Origin of the sequence: Aquimarina litoralis (assembly GCF_019295435.1) — a bacterium.
GTDB classification, from domain to species: domain Bacteria; phylum Bacteroidota; class Bacteroidia; order Flavobacteriales; family Flavobacteriaceae; genus Aquimarina; species Aquimarina litoralis_A.
In genome coordinates this window covers 118,969-142,104 of the sequence record NZ_WEKL01000009.1, presented here as the reverse complement: position 1 = coordinate 142,104, position 23,136 = coordinate 118,969, and the positions used below count along the sequence as shown (strand labels likewise).

Here is a 23,136-nt window from a genome sequence, read left to right as displayed (position 1 = left end):
GAGCTTGGGGTGGATTAGTAATCTGTGGAGATGCTACCACTACTGAAGGAACAGATGCTACTGCTGAAGTTGGTGGTCTTATCTATGGTGGTACTAATAATACTGATGATTCTGGTAGTATTAACTATCTAATCATAAGAGATGCTGGTGCACAAATCAATGCGGATTCTCAGTTTAACGGTCTTTCCTTATATGCTGTAGGTTCTGGAACTTCTATCACTAATGTAGCAATCATTAACGGAACTGATGATGGTGTTGAATTTTTTGGAGGAACTGTATCTGCAACAAATATGTACTTAGAAAACAATGAAGATGATTCTGTTGACTGGACTGAAGGTTGGAATGGAACACTTACCAATGCATATGTTACTAATACAATCGCTAGTTTCTCTACTGCTATCGAAGCTGATGGTGTAAACAACAACCCAACACTTGTTAACTTTACTGCAATCTCTTCTACTGGAGGTACAGCTATCCAAATCAAAAATGATTCTGGTGCAACTATCAACGGTTTAACATTAACTGGTTTTGATACTTCTTTCGACTTTAGAGACAATGCTCCAGCTTCTAACTTACAAATTGATGGTGCTGACGCTGATACTGCTGCTGATGCTGTATTTAGTTCTTCTTCTACAAATGCTAGTTTATTTGCATGGGTAATTGATGCAGGAACTGGAACTGGAAACGTTCTTCCTGCTACTATTTCTAGTAATCTTACTCTTGATGCTTCGGTTGCATATGAAATAAATGGACCTGTTTTAGTAAGTAACGGTGCTACATTAACTATTCCTGCTGGAACTACAATTACTTCTGAGTCTGGAACTGCTAACTACTTAGCTGTTTTAAAAGGTGCTTCTATCGATATCCAAGGAACTATGGCGAATCCAGTAGTTATGGAATCAACAGATGGTGAAGCTTGGGGTGGATTACTTATTTGTGGTGATGCTACTACTACTGAAGGTGTAGATGCAATCGCTGAAGTTGGTGGTCTTGTATATGGAGGTACTAACGACACAGATGATTCTGGTTCTATCAACTACTTAGTACTTAAAAATACTGGTGCTCAGATCAACGCTGATTCTCAGTTCAACGGTTTAACTTTATATGCCGTTGGTAGCGGAACATCTATCTCTAACGTTGCTGTTATCGGTGGTTCTGATGATGGAGTTGAATTCTTCGGAGGAACTGTGGATATGACTAATTTCTATGCTGAAAATCTTGAAGATGATGCTGTAGATTGGACTGAAGGTTGGAATGGAACACTTACAAACACATATGTAAACATTACAATCGCTGATTTCTCTACAGCTATCGAAGCTGATGGTGTAAATAACAACCCAACACTTGTTAACTTTACTGCTGCTTCTACAATGGGAGGAACAGGAATCCAGATTAAAAACAATTCTGGTGCTACTATCAATGGACTTACACTAACTGGTTTTGATACTCAGTTTGATTTTAGAGATAGTGCTCCAGCTTCTAACTTACAAGTAAATGGTGCAGATGCTGCTGAAGGATTAATGTACAGTAATTCTACTACTACCGCTGCTGATTTTGCTTGGGCAACTTCTTTATAATAATTATTGAGGGATAATAAATATCTCTTTATCATAAAGTAAAAAACCGCTTCAAAGATTGAAGCGGTTTTTTTATATCAATAATTAGTGATTGTCACAAACAAAAGTCTTTTTCATACCTAATTCATCTACACTTTCACTGATTTCCAATTTCCTTTTCTAAACCATATGATACTGATCACTGCAATGAGTACTTCTGCAAAGGTAATGGCAAGAAAAACTCCCATAGCTCCCCAATCAAATAAGATAGCAGCTAGGTAAGCAAAAGGTAATTGAAACACCCAAAAACAGAAGAAATTAATAATTGTAGGTGTTTTGGTATCTCCAGCTCCATTAAACGACTGAATAATAACCATTCCATAGGCATAAAACACATAACCGGCAGCAATCACACGAAGACTTAATGCTCCATAAGTAATTACTTTTGGTTCCTCACTAAAAAACCCAATAATATATTCGGCCAATATCAAGTATACAAAGGAAACGAACACCATAAAGATTGCATTATACTTACCTGTTTTCCATACAGATTGTTCAGCTCGTTCAGGTTTACCAGCTCCTAAATTTTGTCCTACCAAAGTCGCAGCAGCATTACTCATACCCCAAGAAGGCATTAAGGTAAACATCAAAACACGAATCGCAATCGTATATCCTGCTAATACTTCGCTACCAAACTCTGCCATAATTCGCATTAAAAATACCCAGCTTGACGTTCCAATTATAAACTGTCCAATTCCACCAAGAGAAACTCTAATTAGATTAAGCATTACTTGAGATCGAAGCACTATGTCTTTGAAGGTGACTTTAATTTTACTCCAACCAAAGAACAAAATCAATAGTTGCAATATGACCGCAGTTCCTCTCCCAATCGTCGTAGCAATAGCTGCTCCTTGAACTCCAAAACCTGGAATGGGTCCAAACCCAAAAATAAATAGTGGGTCCAAAATAATATTAAGAACATTAGAAACAATCAATACAATCATCGCTACTGATGCGTCTCCTGCTCCTCTAAATACTGCATTGATCAAAAACAACAGCATGATGGTCATATTACCACCTAACAAGACCTGCGTATACCCATATCCTTCAGCAATAAGATCTGGTTCTGCTCCCATCAGCGCTAAAATTTCTTTTGGAAATAGTATCCCAACAATACTAATTAATATTGCTACTGTAATTCCTAGAAATATAGATTGTACCGCAGCCTGTGAAGCGCCTTCGATATCTTTTTCTCCCACTCTTCGCGCAACAATTGCAGTGACTCCCATACTGAGACCAATAGCTACAGCATATATTAATGTGATTACAGATTCGGTAATACCAACAGTTGCAATTGCATTGGCTCCAAGACTAGAAACCCAATATGCATCTACTAATGCAAAAATGGATTCCATCATCATTTCTAAAATCATAGGAATCGCTAGCATGAATACTGCTCTGCGAATACTGCCAGACGAAAATTCTTTTTCTTTGCCAGTTACAGCTGTTTTAAAATAAGAAAATAGTTTAGTAAAGGTTAGTTTGTTTTGTGCCATGAAAATAGGATTATGTTTAAAAAAAAGATAGAATGGAAAGGTGACTAAAAAGAAGGTTTTTTAGTCAAATAATACCGAATTCGATATTTCCATAAATGTGTACATAAATCCTTATAACTTCATAATGGACAAAGATGGGACTTTTTCCCGAGACAACAAAAAAGAAAAACCTTAATTTAGAAAAGGATATCCCATAAAAGTGAAAATAAATTTGTTCTTTTGTAGATATTTAACATATAAAAATGGTTCCCCCAACTCTATTTTTAATAAAATATTGTACTTTTATAGTCCCAAAATAAAGTTTTATGAAGAAAATCTACTTACTACCCATACTTATCGGCCTTTTTGTCCTCTCCTTTTCTTCAGGAGTTAGGGCACAATCATCCTTTGAAATAAACGACCAAGAAGAAATAAGAGTATTTCCAAATCCAGTTACGGGAGACGTACTTAATATTACATCAACATCTGGGAAATCTATAACGTGTAGAGTGTTTAATGTTCTAGGAAAAACTGTTTTGTTTAAAGTAGTGACAACTAGAGAACCTAAATTAGATATTTCTTCATTGCCTCCTGGAGTATATGTTTTGAAAATTAAATCTGGCAAAAAGAACTTTTCTAGAAAGTTAGTGAGACAATAATTACTTATTTCTTTATAAAATACATTTTTTGATATCAATTGTTTCGATATCATTATACTATAATACTTTTAAAACACTCTATCTGAAAAGAGTGTTTTTTTATACCTTTGTTGTAACAATACGCTGAAAGGTTTTATGCTATCTGAAAAAATTTTTGGGATTAAAAATGATGAAGAATTTGAGCAACTAGCCCTAAGAGTTTTCCAACATCAATATATAAATTGTAAGGTTTATCAACGTTTTTGTAATCTACTTGGTGTTACAAAAAATTCAGTAAAACAAATCACAGATATACCTTTTCTTCCTATTGAGTTTTTTAAAAAGGAGAAAATTGTCAGCGCTCCATCCAACGTTCAACAAACCTTCACTAGCAGTGGTACCACAGGAAGCATTACTAGTAAACATTATGTTACGAATCTAAAAATTTATGAAAATAGCTTCAGAAAAGCCTTTCATTATTTTTATGGCGATATTACTACCTATACTGTACTAGCTTTATTGCCATCCTATCTAGAAAGAGAAGGCTCTTCTTTAGTATACATGGCAGATCAGTTGATTAAAGACAGTAAAAATTCTAATAGTGGGTTTTATCTCAATGAAACAGTAGCTCTTCTGCAGACCATTCATGAACTATCTGAAAAACAAGAAAAAGTATTAGTGATTGGTGTTTCCTTTGCACTACTTGATATTGCAGAAAAACAATCTTTATTTCTGAATGATAATATAACTATTATGGAAACAGGTGGAATGAAAGGGAGACGAAAGGAAATGATTCGAGAAGAGTTACACACTACTCTAAAAAATGGATTTGGAGTATCCAAAATCCATAGTGAATATGGAATGACCGAGTTGTTATCTCAAGCGTATTCTAAAGGAGATGGATTGTTTTATTGTCCACCTTGGATGAAAATCTCTGTACGAGATCCAGAAGATGCTCTAACTTTATTTGAACATAACAAAACTGGCGGCATCAACATTATTGATCTAGCCAATATAAATTCCTGCTCCTTTATTGCCACGCAAGATTTAGGTAAAACTTATAAAAATGGAAGTTTTGAGATCTTAGGTAGATTTGATAATAGTGATATCAGAGGATGTAATCTCATGTTATTGTAAGCAATACGAATACGCTACAACTTATACTAGAAGTTTGCACTAAATACTATCGTTAAAATATTGTTATTATCTGAAAGAGCTTGCTATTTTATGCAACATGGTTCTAATTAAGACGTATTTATAAATGTATAACGTTTTTAGGATATCGGCATATAAAACTTGCTACATTCAATTCACTAAAAACCTATAATTATGTTAAAATTGTAATGTTCCTATTTTTTTACGACTGAATCGGTGTAACAACAAAAAAATAGTACAACAAATGAAAAAGTTCATAATCTTACTGTTTTTAGGATTAGCCACCAACTTAACAGCACAGAAGATTGATTACAATCTAAAAAAAGGATTTGTAGCAGAAGGATACGATGTTACAGAATACTTTAACAACAAAGCTGTAAAAGGAGAAAGTAAATACGCCACTACTCATGATAATGTGAAATATAAATTCGCAAGTCAGGGGAATTTGGATAAATTTAAAAAGAACCCAGAAAAATTTGTCCCTCAATATGGTGGATATTGTGCCTACGCGATTGGAGCAAAAGCAGAAAAGGTAGACATAGATCCTGAAACTTATGAAATAAGAGATGGTAAACTGTACTTATTCTATAACTCTTGGGGTATTAATACTCTAACTAAATGGAATGATGAAGGTGCAGAAGCATTAAAAAATAAAGCCGATGTAAATTGGCAGAAAATAAAAACGAAAAAATAATCGAGTATATCGATAAACGTATAGAACGCTAAGTTTTTTTCAATAATTGATTGGTTAGTTGACAAAGCCTGCTAAGAAGTATTTCTTGCAGGCTTTGTTTTTTTTATACAGTTTTATATTTTGTACTTATACAACTCTAATCACAAAATAGTTTTTCTTTCCTCTTTGTAAAAGAACAAATTGATTATTGATCAGATCATTTGAAGAGATAGCATATCCCTCTTTTACTTTTTCTTTATTAACAGAAATAGAATTTTCTTTCAATGCTCTTCTTGCTTCTCCATTCGATTTTAAAAATCCCGTATGTTCTGCTAAAGCTCCTATAATATCTAATCCGTTATTTATAATATCTTTAGCTATTTCAGCTTGTGGAACGCCATCAAACACATCTAAAAACGTAGCTTCGTCTAAACCTTTTAAATCTTCAGAAGTTGATTTACCAAACAAAATATTAGAAGCTTTGATTGCATTGTCTAGATCTTCTTGAGAATGTACCATAACAGTAATTTCGTCTGCTAACTTCTTCTGAAGAATTCTTTGATGTGGCGCTTCGTTATGAGCTACAATTAAGTTTTCGATTTCCTCTTTCGTGAGAAAAGTAAAAATCTTAATATATTTTTCAGCGTCCTGATCACTTGTATTTAACCAATACTGATAAAATTTATAAGGTGATGTTCTTTTGGCATCCAACCAAACATTACCACCTTCTGATTTACCAAATTTAGAACCATCGGATTTTGTAATTAACGGACACGTAAGCGCATATCCTTTTCCTCCTCCAATTCGTCTAATCAACTCTGTTCCAGTTGTAATATTACCCCATTGATCGCTACCTCCCATTTGTAAGGTGCAATCATGTTCTTTATACAAGTGTAAAAAATCATACCCTTGCACTAATTGATAGGTAAATTCTGTAAATGACATTCCATCTGAAGATTCCGACGAGATTCTATTTTTTACAGAATCCTTAGCCATCATATAATTTACGGTGATATGCTTACCTACATCTCTAATAAAGTCAAGAAATGAAAACTCCTTCATCCAGTCATAATTATTAACCAAGACAGCAGCATTAGACTCATTGCTTTCAAAATCTAGAAATTGTGCTAGTTGTAATTTTATAGCTTCTTGATTATGGCGAAGTGTTTTTTCATCTAAAAGATTCCTTTCTGCAGATTTTCCAGAAGGATCTCCAATCATTCCTGTAGCACCACCTACTAAAGCAAAAGGCTTATGTCCTGCTCGTTGATAATGAGCTAATAACATAATTGGTACTAAATTTCCTATATGCAATGAATCAGCGGTTGGATCAAAGCCTACGTATGCAGCTCGCATTTGCTCCATTAAATACTCTTCTGTACCGGGCATTGTATCGTGTAGCATTCCTCGCCAACGTAGTTCTTCTATAAAATTTACAGCCATTTGTGTAATGTTCAAATTATGGCGCAAAGATAAAAATATGGATTATATAGCCCTATGAATAGTTTAGAAATTACCTTTTCACTTTTAAAAACACTAGTCTTCTAATTTTGTTAAAAGCTCTTGTGCTTTTTCTCTATAAATACCATCAAAATCAATAATTTTTCTGAGTAACACGGAAGCTTTTTTAACCTCTTTCAATTTTAAATATGTTAAAGCACTATACCAATTGGCATTCTCAGAATATTTACTATCTAATCTTATTTGTTCGAATTGCTTTAATGCATCTTGTTCTCTTCCTAAATTGAGATAACTATTCCCTAAATATAACCTCATCTGCTCAGTTAATGAAAAAGAAGTGTCTTGAGAAAGGATTGCAACAACCTTTTCATAATTACCTTGTTCATAATTTTTCATAACAAGATCTAACTCAGTAGCAGCAGATCCTCTTGTTACATCTTCCACTGGATATACTTCATAATATGCCGTGTATAAATCCATTAAATCATCTGAAGTATTTAGGGTATTCCATAACAAAGTTCCCACTCCAATAAGAATCACAATTGAGGCTGCTATTTTCCAGAATAAAGAGTATGATATAGAAGCACTTTTTGAATTTTCTTGTTTTATCTCTTCACTTATCTTTTGCAATTTTTCCTTAAACCGAAGTGTATCTGTATCACTCAATACTCTTTGAAGTTCGCGATGTTTTTCTACTTCGAGTTCTAGCTCAGAATTCATAGTCATTTCTTTTTCAAAAGCTATCGTCTCTTCAACAGACATTTGTTTTGCTAAGTAAAGTTCTATTCTTTCAAATAATTCCTGAGTTCTTTCCATCACATTATTCTTTTATAGAAGTTACTTTCAACTCTTTGTACATTGGATCTTTTTCTAATTTTTCAATCAATGATTTTTTACAATCATATTTCTTTTTTCTAGCATGTCCCTCTGAATACTTAGTTATACTCGCAATTTCTTTCATACTCTTACCATCAAATACTAGACGTAATATCTCTTTGCAGGAATCGCTCAAAGCAAGGAAATATTTTCTGTACAAATGCTCACGCTCTTTTTTTTCTAATTCTTCACTAATCGAAATGTCTGTTCCTTCATTCTCCTTTATAATCCCAGGATCTACTATCATTTTTTTTCTCTTTCTTAATCGACTTAGCCAAAGATTTTTACAAACCCCGTAAAGATAAGATCTAACAGTAACATTTTCATGAATGTTTAAGGAACCTTCTTTTAGTTTTTCATAAATAACAACTAGCGCATCCTGAAAAACATCTTCTGCATCTCTCGTATCACCTGAGTTATTAAGGATATAACTCTTTATATAACTATAATTATTTTGATAGAATACTTTAATAGCTTGTTCATTACCATCTCGAATTCCATCTAAAATTTTACGTTCTTCATTAGTACTCATATGTTAATGTCCTAAAACTGCAATCTGTTACCCTTTACGCCAAATTTTATGCATTTGTAAAAGTAACGTTTTTATGTTTTTTGTTATTAACAAAATATGTGGTTATATTTTTAACAAAGTATACACAACAAAATTAAGATGGGTTTAATTGAAAAAGTGAAGCATCTTGTCAAGATACCAATATCATAATTTATGAAACGACTGGAATATTTTTTTACCTTGAAGATCATACATCTTGTTATTATTTTTATTCCAATATGTAAAACTTTTGCCCAATTTCCTAAAGACACTTTACTAGCCAATAAATACCTGAAAAAAGCTGAGCTTCTATTCGAACAAAAAAAACTTGAGCTTTCTGTTGAATATTATAAAAAAGCATTGAATGTTGAATCTAAAATTTATGGTCAGAATCATGAAAAAATTATCATCCATTATCATAGAATAGGCTTAATTTACAGAAACTTAGGTGAGCATGAAATTGCTCTTGATTATTTTGAAACCTTTGTGAGGCTGTCAATTAAGAAATACGGATGGCGTCATTTTTATACAGGAACAGGGTTTCTGTATATTGGTGTTACCTATAAAAGTCTATTGCAATATGACTTAGCTTTAGAGAATTACGAAAAATCTCTTCTCATATCCCAGTATTCCCAAAAGAAAGATATGGTAGCTTTTACCTATGAAAATATTGGTGATGTGTATATTAAGAATGGGGAACACAAAAAAGCAATTGAATATTATAATAAAAGTATAGATATAGGGACTAAACTTTTTGGAGAAAACTATACCGAAAATGGAATAAGCTATCAGAAAATTGGTAATCTTTATAAGGATCAAAAAAAATATGATAAATCATTAACTAATTATTTAGAAAGTCTTAGGATACACATTCATGCTTATGGAGAAAATAAAATCAAATTAGCCCAGCTTTACATAGATATCGGGGATATTTATGGCTACAAAAAAGAGCATGATATTTCATTATCTTATTATCAAAAATCTCTTAAATCTTATATGACTGTTTTGGACATGAATGATCCTAAAGTCGTAAACCTAAACCTAAGAATTGCAAATATCTATATACAAAAAAATGAATATGACAATGCTTTGCAATACTATCAAAAGGGTTTAGCTATTTTTCAAAACAATTATGACAACAAGCATATAACGTCTGATTTTTATCTCAATATCGCAAAAGTTTATAACAAGAAAAAAGAGTTTACCAAAGCAATATCCTACTATGACAAGGCTGTAAATGCTAACAGAAAATCAAAGTTTTCAGATAATCAACAAATCACTTTTGATCCTACTGAATATTATGACTTAAAACTACTTTTAACAGCACTTCAGGGAAAAGCAATTACACTCCAATTAAAATACGAAGAATTTGAAAAAATAGAAGATTTATGCGCTAGTATTGAAATATACGAACAAGCAGATATACTTATTAATTATATTAGAAAATCCTATCAAGATTATCAGGAAAAACTTTTGTTTGCAGAAAATGCTAGGGTTGTTTATGCCAACGCTATTAAAGCTTTATTTAAGTATTATAAGGAAATAGAGGCTGCACAAATTCTTGAAAAAATAATTTATTATATAGAGAAAAGTAAAGCAAATACTCTTAAAGATTTAATCAATGAATCAAAAACTAAAAAATTTGCCGGACTATCCAGCAAGCTACTTGAGTTAGAAAAAAATCAACGAGCCAATCGTGCATTTTATCAATCAAGAATAATCGACGAAACATCAAAGTCTACTATCAATAAATCTAAAATTCAGGAATATGAAAACAAATTATATCGACTTAGCCAAACAGAAGATTCGTTAGCTATTGTATTAAAAAAGAACTATCCAAAATATCATAAATTAAAACACCAAAATTCATTGATTTTAGTGGATGATATACAAAACATGTTATCACTACAAACTACTCTTTTAGAATTTTTTATCAGTAATGATATTGTCTATATTTCTATTATAAATAAAAACAAAATTTCTATAAAAGAGCTTTATATTCCTAATTTAAAAGAAAAAATATCTCAGTTTAGAAGAACTATTGAAGATCGAAATACTAATACTTACAAAAAAATAGCACGTGCACTTTATAAGGATATTATATTACCAATTGAAAATGAAATCTCTGGGAATGAACTAATTATTGTACCCGATGGCGAACTATGGTATCTTAATTTCGATTTGCTGCTTAGTAAAGATGATATTACCAATAATCCAAAAGAGTTATCATATGTTTTAAAAAAGTATGCAATTTCATATGCTAACTCTGCTAACTTATTGTTTTCTAGTCAGAAGAAAAGTATTTTCAATTTCAAACAATATCAAGGAGAATGCTTAGCTTTTTCTTTTTCAAGTGAGTCTAATGAACAAAGTTTAAATACAATAAGCTTAGCCAATCTTACAGGATATGAAAAAGATTTACCAGGAACACGCAAAGAAATTAAAGCTATTGCTAATATCATCAATGGGAATTATTTTTATGGATCCAATGCGGTAGAAACCAATTTTAAAAAGAATGTCAGCAAATATGATTTTCTACATCTTGCATTGCATGGAAAAGTAGATAATGAACATCCTGAAAATTCGAAATTATTTTTTACGCAGAATAAGGATACTACCGAAGACAATCTACTATACAGTCATGAATTATTTGCCTTAGAGATTCCAGCAGAACTTACCGTACTTAGTGCCTGTAACACAGGAACAGGAAAAATTGCCAAAGGTGAAGGAATTATGAGTTTAGGTACAGCTTTTCAATATGCAGGAGCTAAAAGTCTATTATTAAGTAGCTGGGAAGTATCAGATCTCACTGCTCCAGACTTAATGACTAACTTTTACCTGAATTTAAAAACAGGAATGACAAAATCCAAAGCACTACAACAAGCAAAGCTACAATATTTAAACAATGCGGATATTAACCGGATCCATCCATTCTACTGGGGAAATTTTTATTTACTTGGAGATATCAATCCCGTCCAATTTGGAAATTATTATTGGTATTGGATAGTTATAGGGATTGTAACCATAACCCTACTTCTGATATTCTTACTTTGGTATCGCAAGAAAAATATTCTTAAACAATAAAAGTGCAATTAAATTTGAATATAACTTCTTTTTTAATTGATACCATATAAATTTATCGTTTATTCTTTACATTAGTATTACAGAACTATAACAATGATATTAGTCACGGGAGCAACAGGTTTAGTGGGTACTCATTTACTGATTAAACTATTACATGAGAAAGAACAGATTCGAGCACTATACCGAACAGAGGAAAAGAAGGAATATGCGAAAAGTGTATATTTACAATGCTGCAACCTTGAAGATCAGATAGCTTTTGATACCATTGAATGGATTCAATGTGACCTCACAGATATCCCTACATTAACAAAAGCTTTTCTTGGAGTTACTAAAGTTTATCATTGTGCAGCAATGATTTCTTTTAATCCTTCACATTTCAAAAAATTACGTAAAACAAATATCGAAGGTACCGCAAATATTGTAAACCTATCATTAATTCACAATATTCAAAAACTCTGTTATGTAAGTTCTATCGCTACTTTAAGCGAAAACACATTACAAACTCCCATTAATGAATCCTCAGAATGGAATCCAGAAATCTCGGATTCGGTTTATGCTATTACAAAATATGGAGCAGAAATGGAAGTTTGGAGAGGCACTCAAGAAGGGTTGGATGCAGTTATTGTAAATCCAGGTATTATAATAGGCCCCGGCTTTTATAACTCTGGTAGTGGTTATTTATTCAAAAAAATATTTAAAGGAATGAAATATTACACGACAGGAACTACTGGCTATGTTGCCGTAGAAGATGTGGTAGAAATCATGTTCCGACTTACCAACAGTACCATTAAAAATCAAAGATATATTTTGGTTGGTGAAAATCTAAGCTTCAAAAGTGCTTTTACCATGATTGCCAAATCGTTACAGAAAAAAGCACCGAAAACTAAAATATCTCCTTTAACCATTAAAATAGCTTATTACCTTCAAGAATTTAGTCATTTCTTTTTTAGAACTAAAAAAATATTATTTAAGTCCTCTATAAAAAGTGCTTTTACAAATTCATTTTATGAAAATGAAAAAATTAAAAAAGAACTTTCTTATAACTTCGTATCTATAGAAAAAGCGATAAAAACTACTGCTTCTTTTTTCTTGAAGCAGCTGGAATAGATTTACTTCTTTTCTTTACCGCGTTTTCCATTTCAAGATTCATCAACTCTTCTTTAATATCGTCAAGTTCTCCGCTATTCTTTTTACCCTCTTTTGCATATATAGAGTCTTTTTTAGCTCTTTTTATTGAGTCATTAATCCTTTTTATAGAGTCTTCTTCTTTCTTTAACTTTTCAAATTTTATTTTAGATATTTCTATCTTTTTTTTCACCTTCCCAAAGATTTCCTCGTATCTATCTAGTTCGCTAACGTACCATCTATTATTTTCTGCAAATACGATGCTATCTATCCCATGCTTTTCCAAGATGTAAGATTCAGGATTTATTTTTTCAATATCAAAAACCTTCTTGTAACTTCCTTTAGCAGCTTTTACAAAAGCAATGTCAGCAAGGATTTCAATCATTTTATCTTCTTCGATGAGATTTTTGGGTTTATCAACCTTATCCAGATTTTGACAAGAAAAACTCAAAAGAACCAACAATAGAACACTATAAATTACACTCTTTTTCATCTATCAAAAGTTAATCTTTGTGCATTTTTAACATCGTAAAACTTAAAGTTCTTATACACCAAACTACCATTTATAAAAGTATGCGTAATTCTAGATTTAAAGGTAGTTCCTTCAAATGGTGACCAACCGCATTTGTATGCTATATTATCAGAGTTCACTGTCCAAGGAGCATTCAGATCAACCAAAACAGCATCAGCACAATATCCTTCTTTAATATATCCTCTTTTAGAAACTTGAAATAAAATTGCTGGATTATGACACATTTTTTCCACTATTTTCTCCAGAGAAATTTTACCTTTATGATAAAACTCTAACATTGCTGGTAACGCATGCTGTACTAAAGGTCCACCAGAAGGCGCTTTGGTATATACATTACTCTTTTCTTCTTTGGTGTGCGGAGCATGATCCGTAGCAATAACATCTAATTTATCTTCTAATAAAGCTTTAAATAACGCATCACGATCTTTAGAGGTTTTTACGGCAGGATTCCACTTTATAAAAGTTCCTTTTTGCTTATAATCTTCATCAGAAAACCATAGATGATGGATACAAACTTCTGCTGTTATTTTTTTCTCTTTTAGAGGAATTTTATTAGTAAATAATTCAAGCTCCTTTGCTGTAGAAAGATGAAACACGTGTAATCTCGCTCCTGTTTTCTTTGCCAGTGCCACGGCGCTAGAAGAAGATAGATAACAAGCTTCTTCACTTCGGATTACGGGATGCATTTCAATAGGAATATCATCTCCATACTGTTCTTTATATTTGGCTGTATTATTCCTGATGGTTTCTTCATCTTCACAATGAACTGAAATTACCAGATCTGTAGACGAAAAAATCTTTTCTAAAACTTCAGGATTATCGACTAACATATTTCCTGTGGAAGAACCCAGAAAAAGTTTAAGACCCGCTACTTTACTAGGATCTAGTTTTATAATCTCTTCTAAGTTATCATTTGTTCCTCCGAACATAAACGAATAATTTGCATAGCTAGTTTTTGCAGCTATATCAAATTTCTCCTCTAACTTTTCTATAGTTGTTGTCTGAGGATTCGTATTTGGCATTTCCACAAACGAAGTGATCCCTCCTGCTACAGCCGCTCTAGACTCTGTTTCTATGGTTGCTTTGTGTGTTAATCCTGGTTCTCTAAAATGAACTTGATCATCAATTACACCTGGTAAAAGATATTTACCTTCTGCATCAAAAACTTGAACATCTGGAGATTTTGCACTAATCTGAGATGCGATTTCCTTAAAAAATCCATTTTCGATGTAAACATCTCCATTAAAAATTTTTCCTTCATTAACAATGTTCGCATTCTTAATTAATACACTATTCATAATTATATATCATAACTATTAAACAAACTCTTTAATTTCATTGCCAAAACTCCAAAAACAGCTTCAGAAATGATTCCTTTACTCATTTTAGAATTCCCACGCGTTCTATCCGTAAATATTACGGGAACTTCTTTTATTTTAAATTTTAATAGGTGTGCTTTAAACTTCATTTCGATCTGAAAAGCATAACCCACAAATTTGATCTTATCTAAATTAATTTTTTCCAGGACTTCTCTTTTGTAACAAACAAAACCAGCTGTAGTATCATGAATATTCATTCCTGTTATTAACCGTACGTATCTTGAAGCGCCCCAAGACAATAAGACTCTACTCATAGGCCAGTTTACTACATTAACTCCAGTGACATATCTTGATCCTATAGCGACATCAGATGATCCTTTTGTACAAGCATTGTATAATCTTATTAAATCATTTGGATTATGAGAAAAATCTGCATCCATTTCAAAGATATATTCATAAGAATTTTCCAATGCCCATTTAAACCCAGTTATGTAGGCAGTTCCCAAACCTAATTTCCCTTCCCTTTCTACCAAAAACAAGTTTTCTTGATATATCTCTTGCAGCTCTTTTACCTTTGCTGCTGTTCCGTCCGGAGAATTATCATCTACGATTAAAATATCAAAATCACGTTGTAATGCAAGCACATTTTTAATAATACGCTCTACATTTTCAATTTCATTATAGGTAGGTATAATTACTAAGGAGTCTACCATCTAAGCTGTTTTCAGGCAAATATAACTAAATAATCACTAGATTATTTTTTGTTTTTAGTGCAATATTACGGTTTGGTAATATAACTATCTGAGGAAATTGGTGTTGCAAAATTATTTAGTTTACTTTCATTTTCTATTGTAATTAGGATGACTTAATTTTGACCCACTAATTATTATGGAATTTATAACTAGAGAGATCATTACTAACGATTGGATAACCATTGTATTTATGGTTTGTATTGCATTATTGGCTTCTGCAAAGCTTATAAACACAGTGCTATTTCACGAATTCGCAATGCTCTTTAACACCAACAAATATGTTGTTCTAAATCAGAAAGGAAATAAACTCTCTACAGCATTTAATGCAGTTTTAATTCTGGCTCAAATACTTTCAATTTCTCTTTTTGCCTATTTATGTGTAGATATTTTTGAGTGGAAAGGAGAACCTTTGAATTTTATATTGTATTTTAAAATAGTTTTACTGTACTTATTCGTATTTATATGTAAAATTTTGGTAGAAAAAATCATTTCTGTCATTTTTTCAATGGAGAGTTTAATCGAGGATTATTTATTCTACAAAATATCATATCGTAATTTTTTAGGCGTTATTTTATTACCTTTTAATTTATTATTCGTTTATGCTGCAAAACCTTCAAAAATTGTTCTAATATCCATTATTGTTTCTTTGGCGCTATTAAACCTAATTACCCTCTTTTCGGCGTACAAGAGAAATGAAAACATCATTTTAAACCACTTGTTTTATTTTATTTTGTATCTTTGCACACTTGAAATTGCACCCTATTTTATGCTTTACAAGCTAATTATATAATTTAGGAATACGCTTATTAATAAAGATATATATGAAAGTGAAAACGATTTTGGTCTCGCAACCGGAGCCTAAAGTAGAGAATTCGCCTTATTTCGAGCTTGAAGAAAAGGAAAAGGTAAAAATTGACTTTATACCTTTTATACATGTGGAGGGCGTAGATGCGAAAGAAGTGAGACAACAAAAGGTTGATTTATCTCAATATACAGCAATTATACTTACTAGTAGAAATTCTGTAGATCACTTTTTTAGAATCGCTGAAGAAATGCGTTTTAAAGTTCCTGATACTCTTAAATATTTTTGTCAGAGTGAAGCTGTTGCTTATTACCTTCAAAAATATGTAGTGTATAGAAAGAGAAAGATTTATGTAGGAAAACGTACGTTTCAGGAATTAACACCTCTCATCAAGAAATATAAAAACGAAAAGTTCTTACTTCCTTCTTCTGATAAATTGAAACCATTGATCCCTGACACTTTAAACTCTTTAAAAGTAGACTGGAAACAAGCAATTTTTTACAGAACCGTAGTAAGTGATCTTTCAGATTTAAGAGATGTTTTCTATGATATTTTAGTATTCTTTAGTCCTTCAGGAATCAAATCATTATTTGAAAACTTTCCTGATTTCAAACAAAATGATACACGTATTGCTGTTTTTGGTAACTCAACGGTTAAAGCTGCTGAAGAGCACGACTTAGTCGTAAATATCCAAGCTCCTACTCCTGAAACTCCATCAATGACCATGGCACTTCAGAAATACATTAAAGAAGCTAATAAAAAATAAGATCTTATTTTTTATTTCGATTATAAAAAGCAAAAAGCCTGAAATTTACATTTCAGGCTTTTTGCTTTTTATATCTTTATTAGAATTAGAAAGCATATCGTTGAGGACCTCCTCTACGTATTTCTTCATTCGCATAGGATTCGAACTTCTTGAAATTCTCTCTGAATGCATTTGTTAACTTAAACGCTGTTTTATAATACGCCTCATCATCATTCCATGTTGCTCGCGGACTAAGTACAGTTGTAGGCACACCAGGACACTCTCTTGGTTGTGCTACTCCAAATACTGAATGAATATGATAATTATCATATGAGTATAATCCCAGATCACCGTTCAGTACTGCCTGAATCATAGCTCTCGTATATTTTAGTTTTATTCTAGTACCTACACCATATGGACCTCCAGTCCATCCAGTGTTCACTAACCATACATTCACTCCAGTATCTTTCATTTTTTCAATTAGCATTTCAGCATATTTAGCCGGATGTAATGGCATGAATGGGGCTCCAAAACAAGCTGAGAAAGAAGGAGTAGGTTCTACAACTCCAGCTTCAGTACCAGCTACCTTAGCAGTATATCCAGAAATAAAATGATATGCTGCTTGACTTGGAGTTAACTTAGAAATTGGTGGAATTACACCAAAAGCATCCGCTGTTAAGAAGAATATATTTTTAGGATTTTTACCTATTGAAGAATCCTGTATATTTTCTATATGATAAATTGGATAACTTACTCTAGTATTCTGAGTAATCGAAGTGTCCGCATAATCTACTTCTCCTTTGTCATCTATAATTACATTTTCAAGAATAGCTCCTTTCTTAATAGCTCCAAATATTTCAGGTTCTTTTTCAGCAGAAAGGTCTATTACTTTAGCATAACAACCTCCTTCAAAATTGAAGATCGTATTTTCTTTAGTCCAACCATGCTCATCATCTCCTATCAATTTACGATTAGGATCTGTAGACAATGTCGTTTTTCCAGTACCGGAAAGCCCAAAAAATATCGCAGTATCTCCTTTTTCACCAACATTCGCAGAGCAATGCATTGGCAATGTATTTCTGTAAACAGGCAAAATAAAATTCAAAGCAGAAAAGATACCCTTTTTGATTTCACCAGTATAACCAGTTCCACCGATCAGCGCTATCTTCTTTGTGAAGTTTAGAATTGCAAAATTATGCTGACGAGTTCCATCTACAGAAGCGTCTGCCATAAATCCAGGTGCATTAATTACTGTCCATTCTGGATCAAAATCCTTTAACTCCTCTTCTGTTGGTCTTAAAAACATGTTATAAGCAAACATATTAGACCATGGATATTCATTAATTACCCTGATATTTAATTTATAATCAGGATCGGCACAGGCATAACTATCTCTAACAAATATTTCCTTACCTGAAAGGTATGATATTACCTTGTCGTATAATGCATCAAAGGCATCTGCCTCAAAAGGAATATTAATATCACCCCACCAAATCTTGTCTTCTGTGATTTGGTCTTTAACAATAAAGCGATCCATTGGAGAACGACCTGTAAACTCACCAGTGTTAACAGCAAGTGTTCCAGATTTTGTAATTCTTCCTTGTCCTTTTTGTACCGTTTCCTCCTGAAGTTCATCTGGAGATAGTTGGTAACGTATTGTTGCATTTTCAATACCGTAATGCTTTAACGAAATCGTTTTCGTAATTGGATACAGTCGTTCCATAAAAATATGTTGTGTTTGTTATGTTTGGCAAAATTATAAATAAAAAGTACACCAACCGCCAAAAAAATCACTTAATCTTGCTGAGGGAAATAATAAACAAAATCCATCCAAAAATTAACATCAATCCTCCTAAAGGTGTAATAAAACCAATACTTGATAAAGAAATTCCAAATACTTCATCCAATACTAAAAGATAGATTGAACCTGAAAACAAGATGACTCCAATCAAGAATAAGTAAAAAATACGCTTTTTCGAAATCTGACTTAGCGTAGTCATATTTCCCAAAATAAGAAAAACAATGGCATGATACATCTGATAACGAACACCTGTTTCAAAAGAATTAATATTTTCACTATCCACTAATTTCTCTAATCCATGCGCTCCAAATGCACCTAATACTACGGATAATAAAGCCAATGAAGCCCCAGTAATCAAAATTGTTTTATTCATTCTTATTTTAATAATAATTGATCATTTTTTAAGTCAAAAAATGAATTTTAGACATATTTTACTTTAAAATATAATGAATACGTAAAAATTAAGAACTTACTTTTTGATGTATTCACTACTTTCGTATCAAAGTTATCAAAATAATCATTAGCTATGCGTAAGATACTGGTCATTGGTGCAGGTAAATCAACAGCTGTTTTAATAAAATACTTTCAGGATAAATCTGTTTCTGAAAACTTACATATTACTATAGGAGATATTTCTCTTGAAAACGCCAAAGAACTTGCAGCAAATCATCCTAATACTAACGCTATTGCATTAGATGTTTTTGATCAAACAGCTAGAGAAGAAGCTATAATAGCTGCTGATATAGTCGTATCTATGTTGCCTGCACGATTTCATATCGAAGTAGCTAAGGATTGTCTTCGATTTGAAAAATCCATGGTTACCGCTTCTTATGTAAGCAATGAAATGAAAGCCTTGCACGAAGAAGCAGTTCAAAAAAAGCTTGTATTTATGAATGAGATTGGTGTAGATCCAGGCATTGATCATATGAGCGCTATGCAAGTTATTGATAGGATTCGAAATCAAGGTGGTAAAATCATATTATTTGAATCCTTTACAGGAGGATTAGTAGCCCCAGAAAGTGATACCAATCTTTGGAACTATAAGTTCACCTGGAATCCTAGAAATGTTGTTGTAGCAGGACAAGGTGGTGCAGCGGAGTTTTTGCAAGAAGGAACCTATAAATATATTCCATATCATAAATTATTTAGAAGAACTGAGTTTTTAGAAGTGGAAGATTATGGTCGATTTGAAGCATATGCCAATAGAAATTCTTTAAAATATCAGAGTATTTATGGTCTTGATGATATTCTAACTTTATATCGAGGGACCATAAGAAGAGTTGGTTTTTCTAAAGCATGGAATATCTTCGTACAATTAGGTATGACTGCAGATGACTATACTTTAGAGAACTCAGAACATATGAGCTATCGTGATTTTACAAATTCGTTTCTTGCCTACTCACCAACTGATTCTGTTGAATTAAAACTACGTCACTATCTAAAAATTGACCAAGATGATATTATGTGGGATAAGTTACTAGAACTGGATATTTTCAATACCCACAAGAAAGTTGGAATTCCAAATGCAACACCTGCACAAATCTTACAAAAAATACTTACTGATAAATGGACATTGGATCAAGGTGACAAAGACATGATCGTGATGTATCATAAGTTTGGATACGAAATAAATGGCGAGCGCAAACAAATAGACGCAACTATGGTCAGCATTGGGGAAGACCAAAAGTATACGTCCATGGCCAAAACAGTAGGACTTCCTGTGGCAATGGCGACACTAAGAATTCTAAATAAGGAAATCACTACTCCTGGCGTTCAAATACCTATTCGAGAAGAAGTATACAACCCTATCTTAAAAGAACTAGAAGAATATGGTATTGTTTTTAAAGAAAAAGAATGCGAATATTTAGGTTATAATCCTGACGGTGTAAAAGGATAAACTCCATAAAAGTTTCAATTTCATATACTAAATCTTATTTTTGATTAACAATTGAAACTTTTTTTACATGAAAGGACAATATGGTAATCTAAAAATTGATGGGATTGACAAAGAAATCCTCCGCAACCTTATGGAAGATGCCCGAAGACCTATTCTAGAAATCGCTAGAAAAATTGGTATTTCTGGAGCCGCTATTCATCAAAGATTAAGAAAATTAGAAGCATCAGGACTTATCGCTGGGTCTAAGTTTATAATCGATCCAAAGGTTCTTGGATACAAAACTATGGCATTCGTAGGTGTCTACTTGGATAAAGCAGTAAGCAACCCAAGAGCTGTAAAACAACTAAAAGATATTTCAGAAGTTATCGAGTGTCATTACACCACAGGAAACTGGTCTATTTTTATTAAAATTCTCTGTAAAGACAATGAACATTTAATGAATGTTCTTAACAAACAAATTCAAGCTATCGAAGGAGTATCAAGAACAGAAACTTTTATTTCACTAGACCAACAGATTAGTAGACAGATTAAGATATAAAAAAAGCTCATACGTATTGTATGAGCTCGTAAATTATAAAACAAGGCTGTTGATTAATCTCTTCTTCCTAAAAACATAGAGATAAAATAAAGTAATGTTGCTAACGAACCTAATGCAGCTACGAGATATGTTCTTGCAGCCCATTTTAAAGCGTCTTTTGCTCCATTATATTCTTCTCTAGTCACCATATTTGCATCTTCTAACCAAGCAAGTGCTCTATTACTAGCATCATATTCTACTGGCAATGTTATAAATGTAAACAAGGTAGTAACGGCAAACAAAATAATCCCAATTAAGAAAACAAGATTTCCAAAAACACTACCTCCAACAGACAATGCCAAACCTACCATAATCACAATATTCGAAAACTTACTAGCTATTCCAACAGCTGGAACAATTTTAGAACGTAACGTCAACCAATTATAAGCAGTTGCGTGTTGTACAGCATGACCAACTTCATGAGCTGCCACCGCTGCGGCTGCAGCATTTCTTTGATTATACACACCTTGACTTAGATTAACTGTTTTATTTCTTGGATTGTAGTGATCTGTTAGCATTCCTGGTGTAGATATTACCTGTACATCCCTAATTCCATTATCATCTAACATTTTTTGCGCAATCTCCGCACCACTCATTCCATTTTGCAAATGAACTTTAGAGTAATGCTTGAATTTACTTTTTAGTTTATTGCTTACATAGGAGCTTACCAAAAAGATAATACCCGCTATGACATAATATCCCATCATAATTAAAATACTTTTTATTATTAAAGTTACGATAATAAAAGCAAAAACCTCGCCATAAAGACGAGGTTTTCAGTTAAATAAACTTGAGTTAGCCAATAAGTCGAGTTTAACTTATATAGTTATTTACATCTTCCAGAGGAAGGTTAAATGCTTCTGAAATAGCAGGATACACCACATCTCCATTGATTACATTCAATCCTTTTTTCAGTGGTTCGTTATCTGCACAAGCTGCTTTCCAACCTTTATTTGCTAATTGGATTGCATATGACAAAGTTACATTCGTTAATGCCAAAGTAGATGTATAAGGCACTGCTCCTGGCATGTTTGCAACCGAATAATGCACTACATCATCAATAATATAAACAGGATCTTGATGTGTAGTAGGTTTTGTAGTTTCGAAACAACCACCTTGATCTACGGCAACATCTACCAACACTGTACCCGTACGCATATCTTTAAGCATATCACGAGTAATTAGTTTTGGTGCTTTTGCTCCTGGAATTAATACACCTCCAATAATCAAATCAGAAGTTTTTATATGTTTACGAATTGTATATTCGTTAGAGAATTCAGTATTTACATTAGCAGGCATTACATCATCTAAATAACGTAATCTTTTCATACTTATATCCAGAATAGTAACATCAGCACCCATTCCAGCAGCCATTTTTGCAGCTTGCGTTCCAACAACACCTCCACCAAGTACTAAAACTTTAGCAGGAGCAACTCCAGGAACTCCACCCAAAAGAATTCCTCTTCCTTTTAATGGTTTTTCTAAGTATTTAGCACCTTGTTGAATAGACATTCTACCAGCAACTTCGCTCATTGGAGTCAATAAAGGTAAACTACGATCTGGATCTTCTACAGTTTCATAAGAAATACAAACCGATCCACTTTCGATCATTGCTTTTGTTAAAGGCTCACTAGAAGCAAAGTGAAAATATGTAAATAACAATTGATCTTTCCTGATCAATTTATATTCTGGTTCAATAGGTTCCTTTACCTTGATTATCATTTCAGCGGTTGCATATACCTCTTCGATTGTAGGTAATATTTTTGCTCCAGCCTCTATATATTCTTCATCACTAAAACCACTCTGAAGACCAGCATTCTGCTGAATGAAAACAGTGTGACCATTTCTAACAAGCGCCATTGTACCAGCAGGAGTTACACCCACTCTGTTCTCGTTATTTTTGATTTCCTTAGGAACACCAATTATCATATTCTTAATTTTGGGTCGAAAATAGAAGTTTTCTTGAAATAAAACAATAAAATAGGTTTAAAAAATATCTTATCCTTAATTTAAGAAAACATATTGAAAGTTGTTAAAAAAACAACAGAGTCGTCAATT

At 32.5% G+C, this 23,136-nt stretch carries 21 protein-coding genes; 10 read left to right on the top strand and 11 right to left on the bottom strand.

The features are described from left to right. On the top strand, positions 1 to 1,577 hold a 1,577-nt coding region (locus tag GBO31_RS07340; protein ID WP_219007683.1), incomplete at its 5' end, for a hypothetical protein. Between the two features lie 128 nt (positions 1,578 to 1,705). On the opposite strand, the gene GBO31_RS07335 is transcribed toward GBO31_RS07340, so the two are convergent. Beyond that, complete coding sequence (locus GBO31_RS07335; RefSeq protein WP_219007682.1) at positions 1,706 to 3,112, bottom strand: MATE family efflux transporter; 1,407 nt, start codon at positions 3,110 to 3,112, stop codon at positions 1,706 to 1,708. A 305-nt stretch (positions 3,113 to 3,417) separates the two neighbouring features. On the opposite strand from GBO31_RS07335, the gene GBO31_RS07330 reads away from it, so the two are divergent. The 3 genes from GBO31_RS07330 to GBO31_RS07320 all read left to right on the top strand — a co-directional run bounded on the left by GBO31_RS07330 (position 3,418) and on the right by GBO31_RS07320 (position 5,578). Beyond that, entirely contained in the window at positions 3,418 to 3,750 is a 333-nt protein-coding gene (locus GBO31_RS07330; RefSeq protein WP_219007681.1) for a T9SS type A sorting domain-containing protein, read from the top strand. A gap of 135 nt (positions 3,751 to 3,885) precedes the next feature. Then, on the top strand, positions 3,886 to 4,866 hold the full coding sequence (locus GBO31_RS07325) for an acyl transferase (RefSeq protein WP_219007680.1): 981 nt from the start codon (positions 3,886 to 3,888) through the stop codon (positions 4,864 to 4,866). Between the two features lie 262 nt (positions 4,867 to 5,128). Next, a complete protein-coding gene (locus GBO31_RS07320; RefSeq protein ID WP_219007679.1) occupies positions 5,129 to 5,578 on the top strand; it encodes a YHS domain-containing (seleno)protein in 450 nt (149 codons plus the stop codon). Positions 5,579 to 5,704: 126 nt separating this feature from the next. Here the strand turns inward: GBO31_RS07320 and tyrS are convergent, their stop codons facing one another. The 3 genes from tyrS to GBO31_RS07305 all read right to left on the bottom strand — a co-directional run bounded on the left by tyrS (position 5,705) and on the right by GBO31_RS07305 (position 8,426). Further along, positions 5,705 to 7,000: a tyrosine--tRNA ligase gene (gene tyrS / locus GBO31_RS07315; protein ID WP_219007678.1), complete on the bottom strand. Its 1,296-nt coding sequence runs from the start codon at positions 6,998 to 7,000 to the stop codon at positions 5,705 to 5,707. A gap of 93 nt (positions 7,001 to 7,093) precedes the next feature. Then, on the bottom strand, positions 7,094 to 7,834 hold the full coding sequence (locus GBO31_RS07310) for a tetratricopeptide repeat protein (protein WP_219007677.1): 741 nt from the start codon (positions 7,832 to 7,834) through the stop codon (positions 7,094 to 7,096). Positions 7,835 to 7,838: 4 nt separating this feature from the next. Beyond that, a complete protein-coding gene (locus tag GBO31_RS07305) occupies positions 7,839 to 8,426 on the bottom strand; it encodes an RNA polymerase sigma factor (RefSeq protein WP_219007676.1) in 588 nt (195 codons plus the stop codon). Between the two features lie 192 nt (positions 8,427 to 8,618). On the opposite strand from GBO31_RS07305, the gene GBO31_RS07300 reads away from it, so the two are divergent. Together GBO31_RS07300 and GBO31_RS07295 are read left to right on the top strand one after the other, a co-directional pair. Continuing rightward, positions 8,619 to 11,528 (top strand): CHAT domain-containing protein, encoded by a 2,910-nt coding sequence (locus GBO31_RS07300; protein ID WP_219007675.1) that lies wholly within the window; start codon positions 8,619 to 8,621, stop codon positions 11,526 to 11,528. Positions 11,529 to 11,621: 93 nt separating this feature from the next. Beyond that, on the top strand, positions 11,622 to 12,635 hold the full coding sequence (locus GBO31_RS07295) for an NAD-dependent epimerase/dehydratase family protein (RefSeq protein ID WP_219007674.1): 1,014 nt from the start codon (positions 11,622 to 11,624) through the stop codon (positions 12,633 to 12,635). Here the strand turns inward: GBO31_RS07295 and GBO31_RS07290 are convergent. From GBO31_RS07290 to GBO31_RS07280, 3 genes are read right to left on the bottom strand one after another with little or no spacing between them, the layout of a single operon-like run. Then, a complete protein-coding gene (locus GBO31_RS07290) occupies positions 12,601 to 13,146 on the bottom strand; it encodes a DUF4296 domain-containing protein (protein ID WP_219007673.1) in 546 nt (181 codons plus the stop codon). The genes GBO31_RS07295 and GBO31_RS07290 overlap by 35 nt on opposite strands. Further along, complete coding sequence (locus tag GBO31_RS07285) at positions 13,143 to 14,483, bottom strand: dihydroorotase (RefSeq protein WP_219007672.1); 1,341 nt, start codon at positions 14,481 to 14,483, stop codon at positions 13,143 to 13,145. The genes GBO31_RS07290 and GBO31_RS07285 overlap by 4 nt, the downstream gene beginning before the upstream one ends. Before the next feature lie 2 nt (positions 14,484 to 14,485). Then, positions 14,486 to 15,217, bottom strand: coding sequence for a polyprenol monophosphomannose synthase (locus GBO31_RS07280; RefSeq protein ID WP_219007671.1), 732 nt, complete (start codon positions 15,215 to 15,217; stop codon positions 14,486 to 14,488). 175 nt (positions 15,218 to 15,392) lie between these two features. Here GBO31_RS07280 and GBO31_RS07275 point away from each other — a divergent pair, with 175 nt between their 5' ends. Both GBO31_RS07275 and GBO31_RS07270 read left to right on the top strand, forming a co-directional pair. Further along, positions 15,393 to 16,046, top strand: a complete 654-nt coding sequence (locus GBO31_RS07275; protein WP_219007670.1) for a DUF4271 domain-containing protein — start codon at positions 15,393 to 15,395, stop codon at positions 16,044 to 16,046. A 31-nt stretch (positions 16,047 to 16,077) separates the two neighbouring features. After that, positions 16,078 to 16,824 (top strand): uroporphyrinogen-III synthase, encoded by a 747-nt coding sequence (locus GBO31_RS07270; RefSeq protein ID WP_219007669.1) that lies wholly within the window; start codon positions 16,078 to 16,080, stop codon positions 16,822 to 16,824. A gap of 85 nt (positions 16,825 to 16,909) precedes the next feature. Here the strand turns inward: GBO31_RS07270 and pckA are convergent, their stop codons facing one another. Continuing rightward, complete coding sequence (gene pckA / locus GBO31_RS07265; RefSeq protein ID WP_219007668.1) at positions 16,910 to 18,526, bottom strand: phosphoenolpyruvate carboxykinase (ATP); 1,617 nt, start codon at positions 18,524 to 18,526, stop codon at positions 16,910 to 16,912. Between the two features lie 67 nt (positions 18,527 to 18,593). Next, the gene (locus tag GBO31_RS07260; protein ID WP_219007667.1) at positions 18,594 to 18,977 is read right to left on the bottom strand and encodes a DUF423 domain-containing protein; all 384 of its coding nucleotides are present in this window, start codon (positions 18,975 to 18,977) and stop codon (positions 18,594 to 18,596) included. Positions 18,978 to 19,130: 153 nt separating this feature from the next. Between GBO31_RS07260 and GBO31_RS07255 the strand changes: the two genes are divergently transcribed. Together GBO31_RS07255 and GBO31_RS07250 are read left to right on the top strand one after the other, a co-directional pair. Next, the gene (locus GBO31_RS07255) at positions 19,131 to 20,501 is read left to right on the top strand and encodes a saccharopine dehydrogenase family protein (RefSeq protein ID WP_219007666.1); all 1,371 of its coding nucleotides are present in this window, start codon (positions 19,131 to 19,133) and stop codon (positions 20,499 to 20,501) included. Between the two features lie 67 nt (positions 20,502 to 20,568). After that, positions 20,569 to 21,039, top strand: coding sequence for an Lrp/AsnC ligand binding domain-containing protein (locus GBO31_RS07250; RefSeq protein ID WP_219007665.1), 471 nt, complete (start codon positions 20,569 to 20,571; stop codon positions 21,037 to 21,039). Positions 21,040 to 21,092: 53 nt separating this feature from the next. Here GBO31_RS07250 and GBO31_RS07245 read toward each other — a convergent pair whose 3' ends face one another. Together GBO31_RS07245 and ald are read right to left on the bottom strand one after the other, a co-directional pair. After that, complete coding sequence (locus tag GBO31_RS07245) at positions 21,093 to 21,785, bottom strand: zinc metallopeptidase (protein ID WP_219007664.1); 693 nt, start codon at positions 21,783 to 21,785, stop codon at positions 21,093 to 21,095. 106 nt (positions 21,786 to 21,891) lie between these two features. Continuing rightward, complete coding sequence (gene ald / locus GBO31_RS07240; protein ID WP_219007663.1) at positions 21,892 to 23,007, bottom strand: alanine dehydrogenase; 1,116 nt, start codon at positions 23,005 to 23,007, stop codon at positions 21,892 to 21,894. Positions 23,008 to 23,136: the final 129 nt, after the last annotated feature.

What these genes read in the sequence shown, in the direction of transcription:
- GBO31_RS07255 (WP_219007666.1), top strand. Translation starts at nt 19,131, where the DNA reads ATGCGTAAGATACTGGTCATTGGTGCAGGTAAATCAACAGCTGTTTTA.
- pckA (WP_219007668.1), bottom strand. Translation starts at nt 18,526, where the DNA reads ATGGAACGACTGTATCCAATTACGAAAACGATTTCGTTAAAGCATTAC.
- tyrS (WP_219007678.1), bottom strand. Translation starts at nt 7,000, where the DNA reads ATGGCTGTAAATTTTATAGAAGAACTACGTTGGCGAGGAATGCTACAC.
- GBO31_RS07295 (WP_219007674.1), top strand. Translation starts at nt 11,622, where the DNA reads ATGATATTAGTCACGGGAGCAACAGGTTTAGTGGGTACTCATTTACTG.
- GBO31_RS07250 (WP_219007665.1), top strand. Translation starts at nt 20,569, where the DNA reads ATGAAAGGACAATATGGTAATCTAAAAATTGATGGGATTGACAAAGAA.
- GBO31_RS07330 (WP_219007681.1), top strand. Translation starts at nt 3,418, where the DNA reads ATGAAGAAAATCTACTTACTACCCATACTTATCGGCCTTTTTGTCCTC.
- GBO31_RS07325 (WP_219007680.1), top strand. Translation starts at nt 3,886, where the DNA reads ATGCTATCTGAAAAAATTTTTGGGATTAAAAATGATGAAGAATTTGAG.
- GBO31_RS07300 (WP_219007675.1), top strand. Translation starts at nt 8,619, where the DNA reads ATGAAACGACTGGAATATTTTTTTACCTTGAAGATCATACATCTTGTT.
- GBO31_RS07260 (WP_219007667.1), bottom strand. Translation starts at nt 18,977, where the DNA reads ATGAATAAAACAATTTTGATTACTGGGGCTTCATTGGCTTTATTATCC.
- GBO31_RS07270 (WP_219007669.1), top strand. Translation starts at nt 16,078, where the DNA reads ATGAAAGTGAAAACGATTTTGGTCTCGCAACCGGAGCCTAAAGTAGAG.
- GBO31_RS07245 (WP_219007664.1), bottom strand. Translation starts at nt 21,785, where the DNA reads ATGATGGGATATTATGTCATAGCGGGTATTATCTTTTTGGTAAGCTCC.
- GBO31_RS07290 (WP_219007673.1), bottom strand. Translation starts at nt 13,146, where the DNA reads ATGAAAAAGAGTGTAATTTATAGTGTTCTATTGTTGGTTCTTTTGAGT.
- GBO31_RS07335 (WP_219007682.1), bottom strand. Translation starts at nt 3,112, where the DNA reads ATGGCACAAAACAAACTAACCTTTACTAAACTATTTTCTTATTTTAAA.
- GBO31_RS07285 (WP_219007672.1), bottom strand. Translation starts at nt 14,483, where the DNA reads ATGAATAGTGTATTAATTAAGAATGCGAACATTGTTAATGAAGGAAAA.
- GBO31_RS07275 (WP_219007670.1), top strand. Translation starts at nt 15,393, where the DNA reads ATGGAATTTATAACTAGAGAGATCATTACTAACGATTGGATAACCATT.
- ald (WP_219007663.1), bottom strand. Translation starts at nt 23,007, where the DNA reads ATGATAATTGGTGTTCCTAAGGAAATCAAAAATAACGAGAACAGAGTG.
- GBO31_RS07305 (WP_219007676.1), bottom strand. Translation starts at nt 8,426, where the DNA reads ATGAGTACTAATGAAGAACGTAAAATTTTAGATGGAATTCGAGATGGT.
- GBO31_RS07280 (WP_219007671.1), bottom strand. Translation starts at nt 15,217, where the DNA reads ATGGTAGACTCCTTAGTAATTATACCTACCTATAATGAAATTGAAAAT.
- GBO31_RS07310 (WP_219007677.1), bottom strand. Translation starts at nt 7,834, where the DNA reads ATGGAAAGAACTCAGGAATTATTTGAAAGAATAGAACTTTACTTAGCA.
- GBO31_RS07320 (WP_219007679.1), top strand. Translation starts at nt 5,129, where the DNA reads ATGAAAAAGTTCATAATCTTACTGTTTTTAGGATTAGCCACCAACTTA.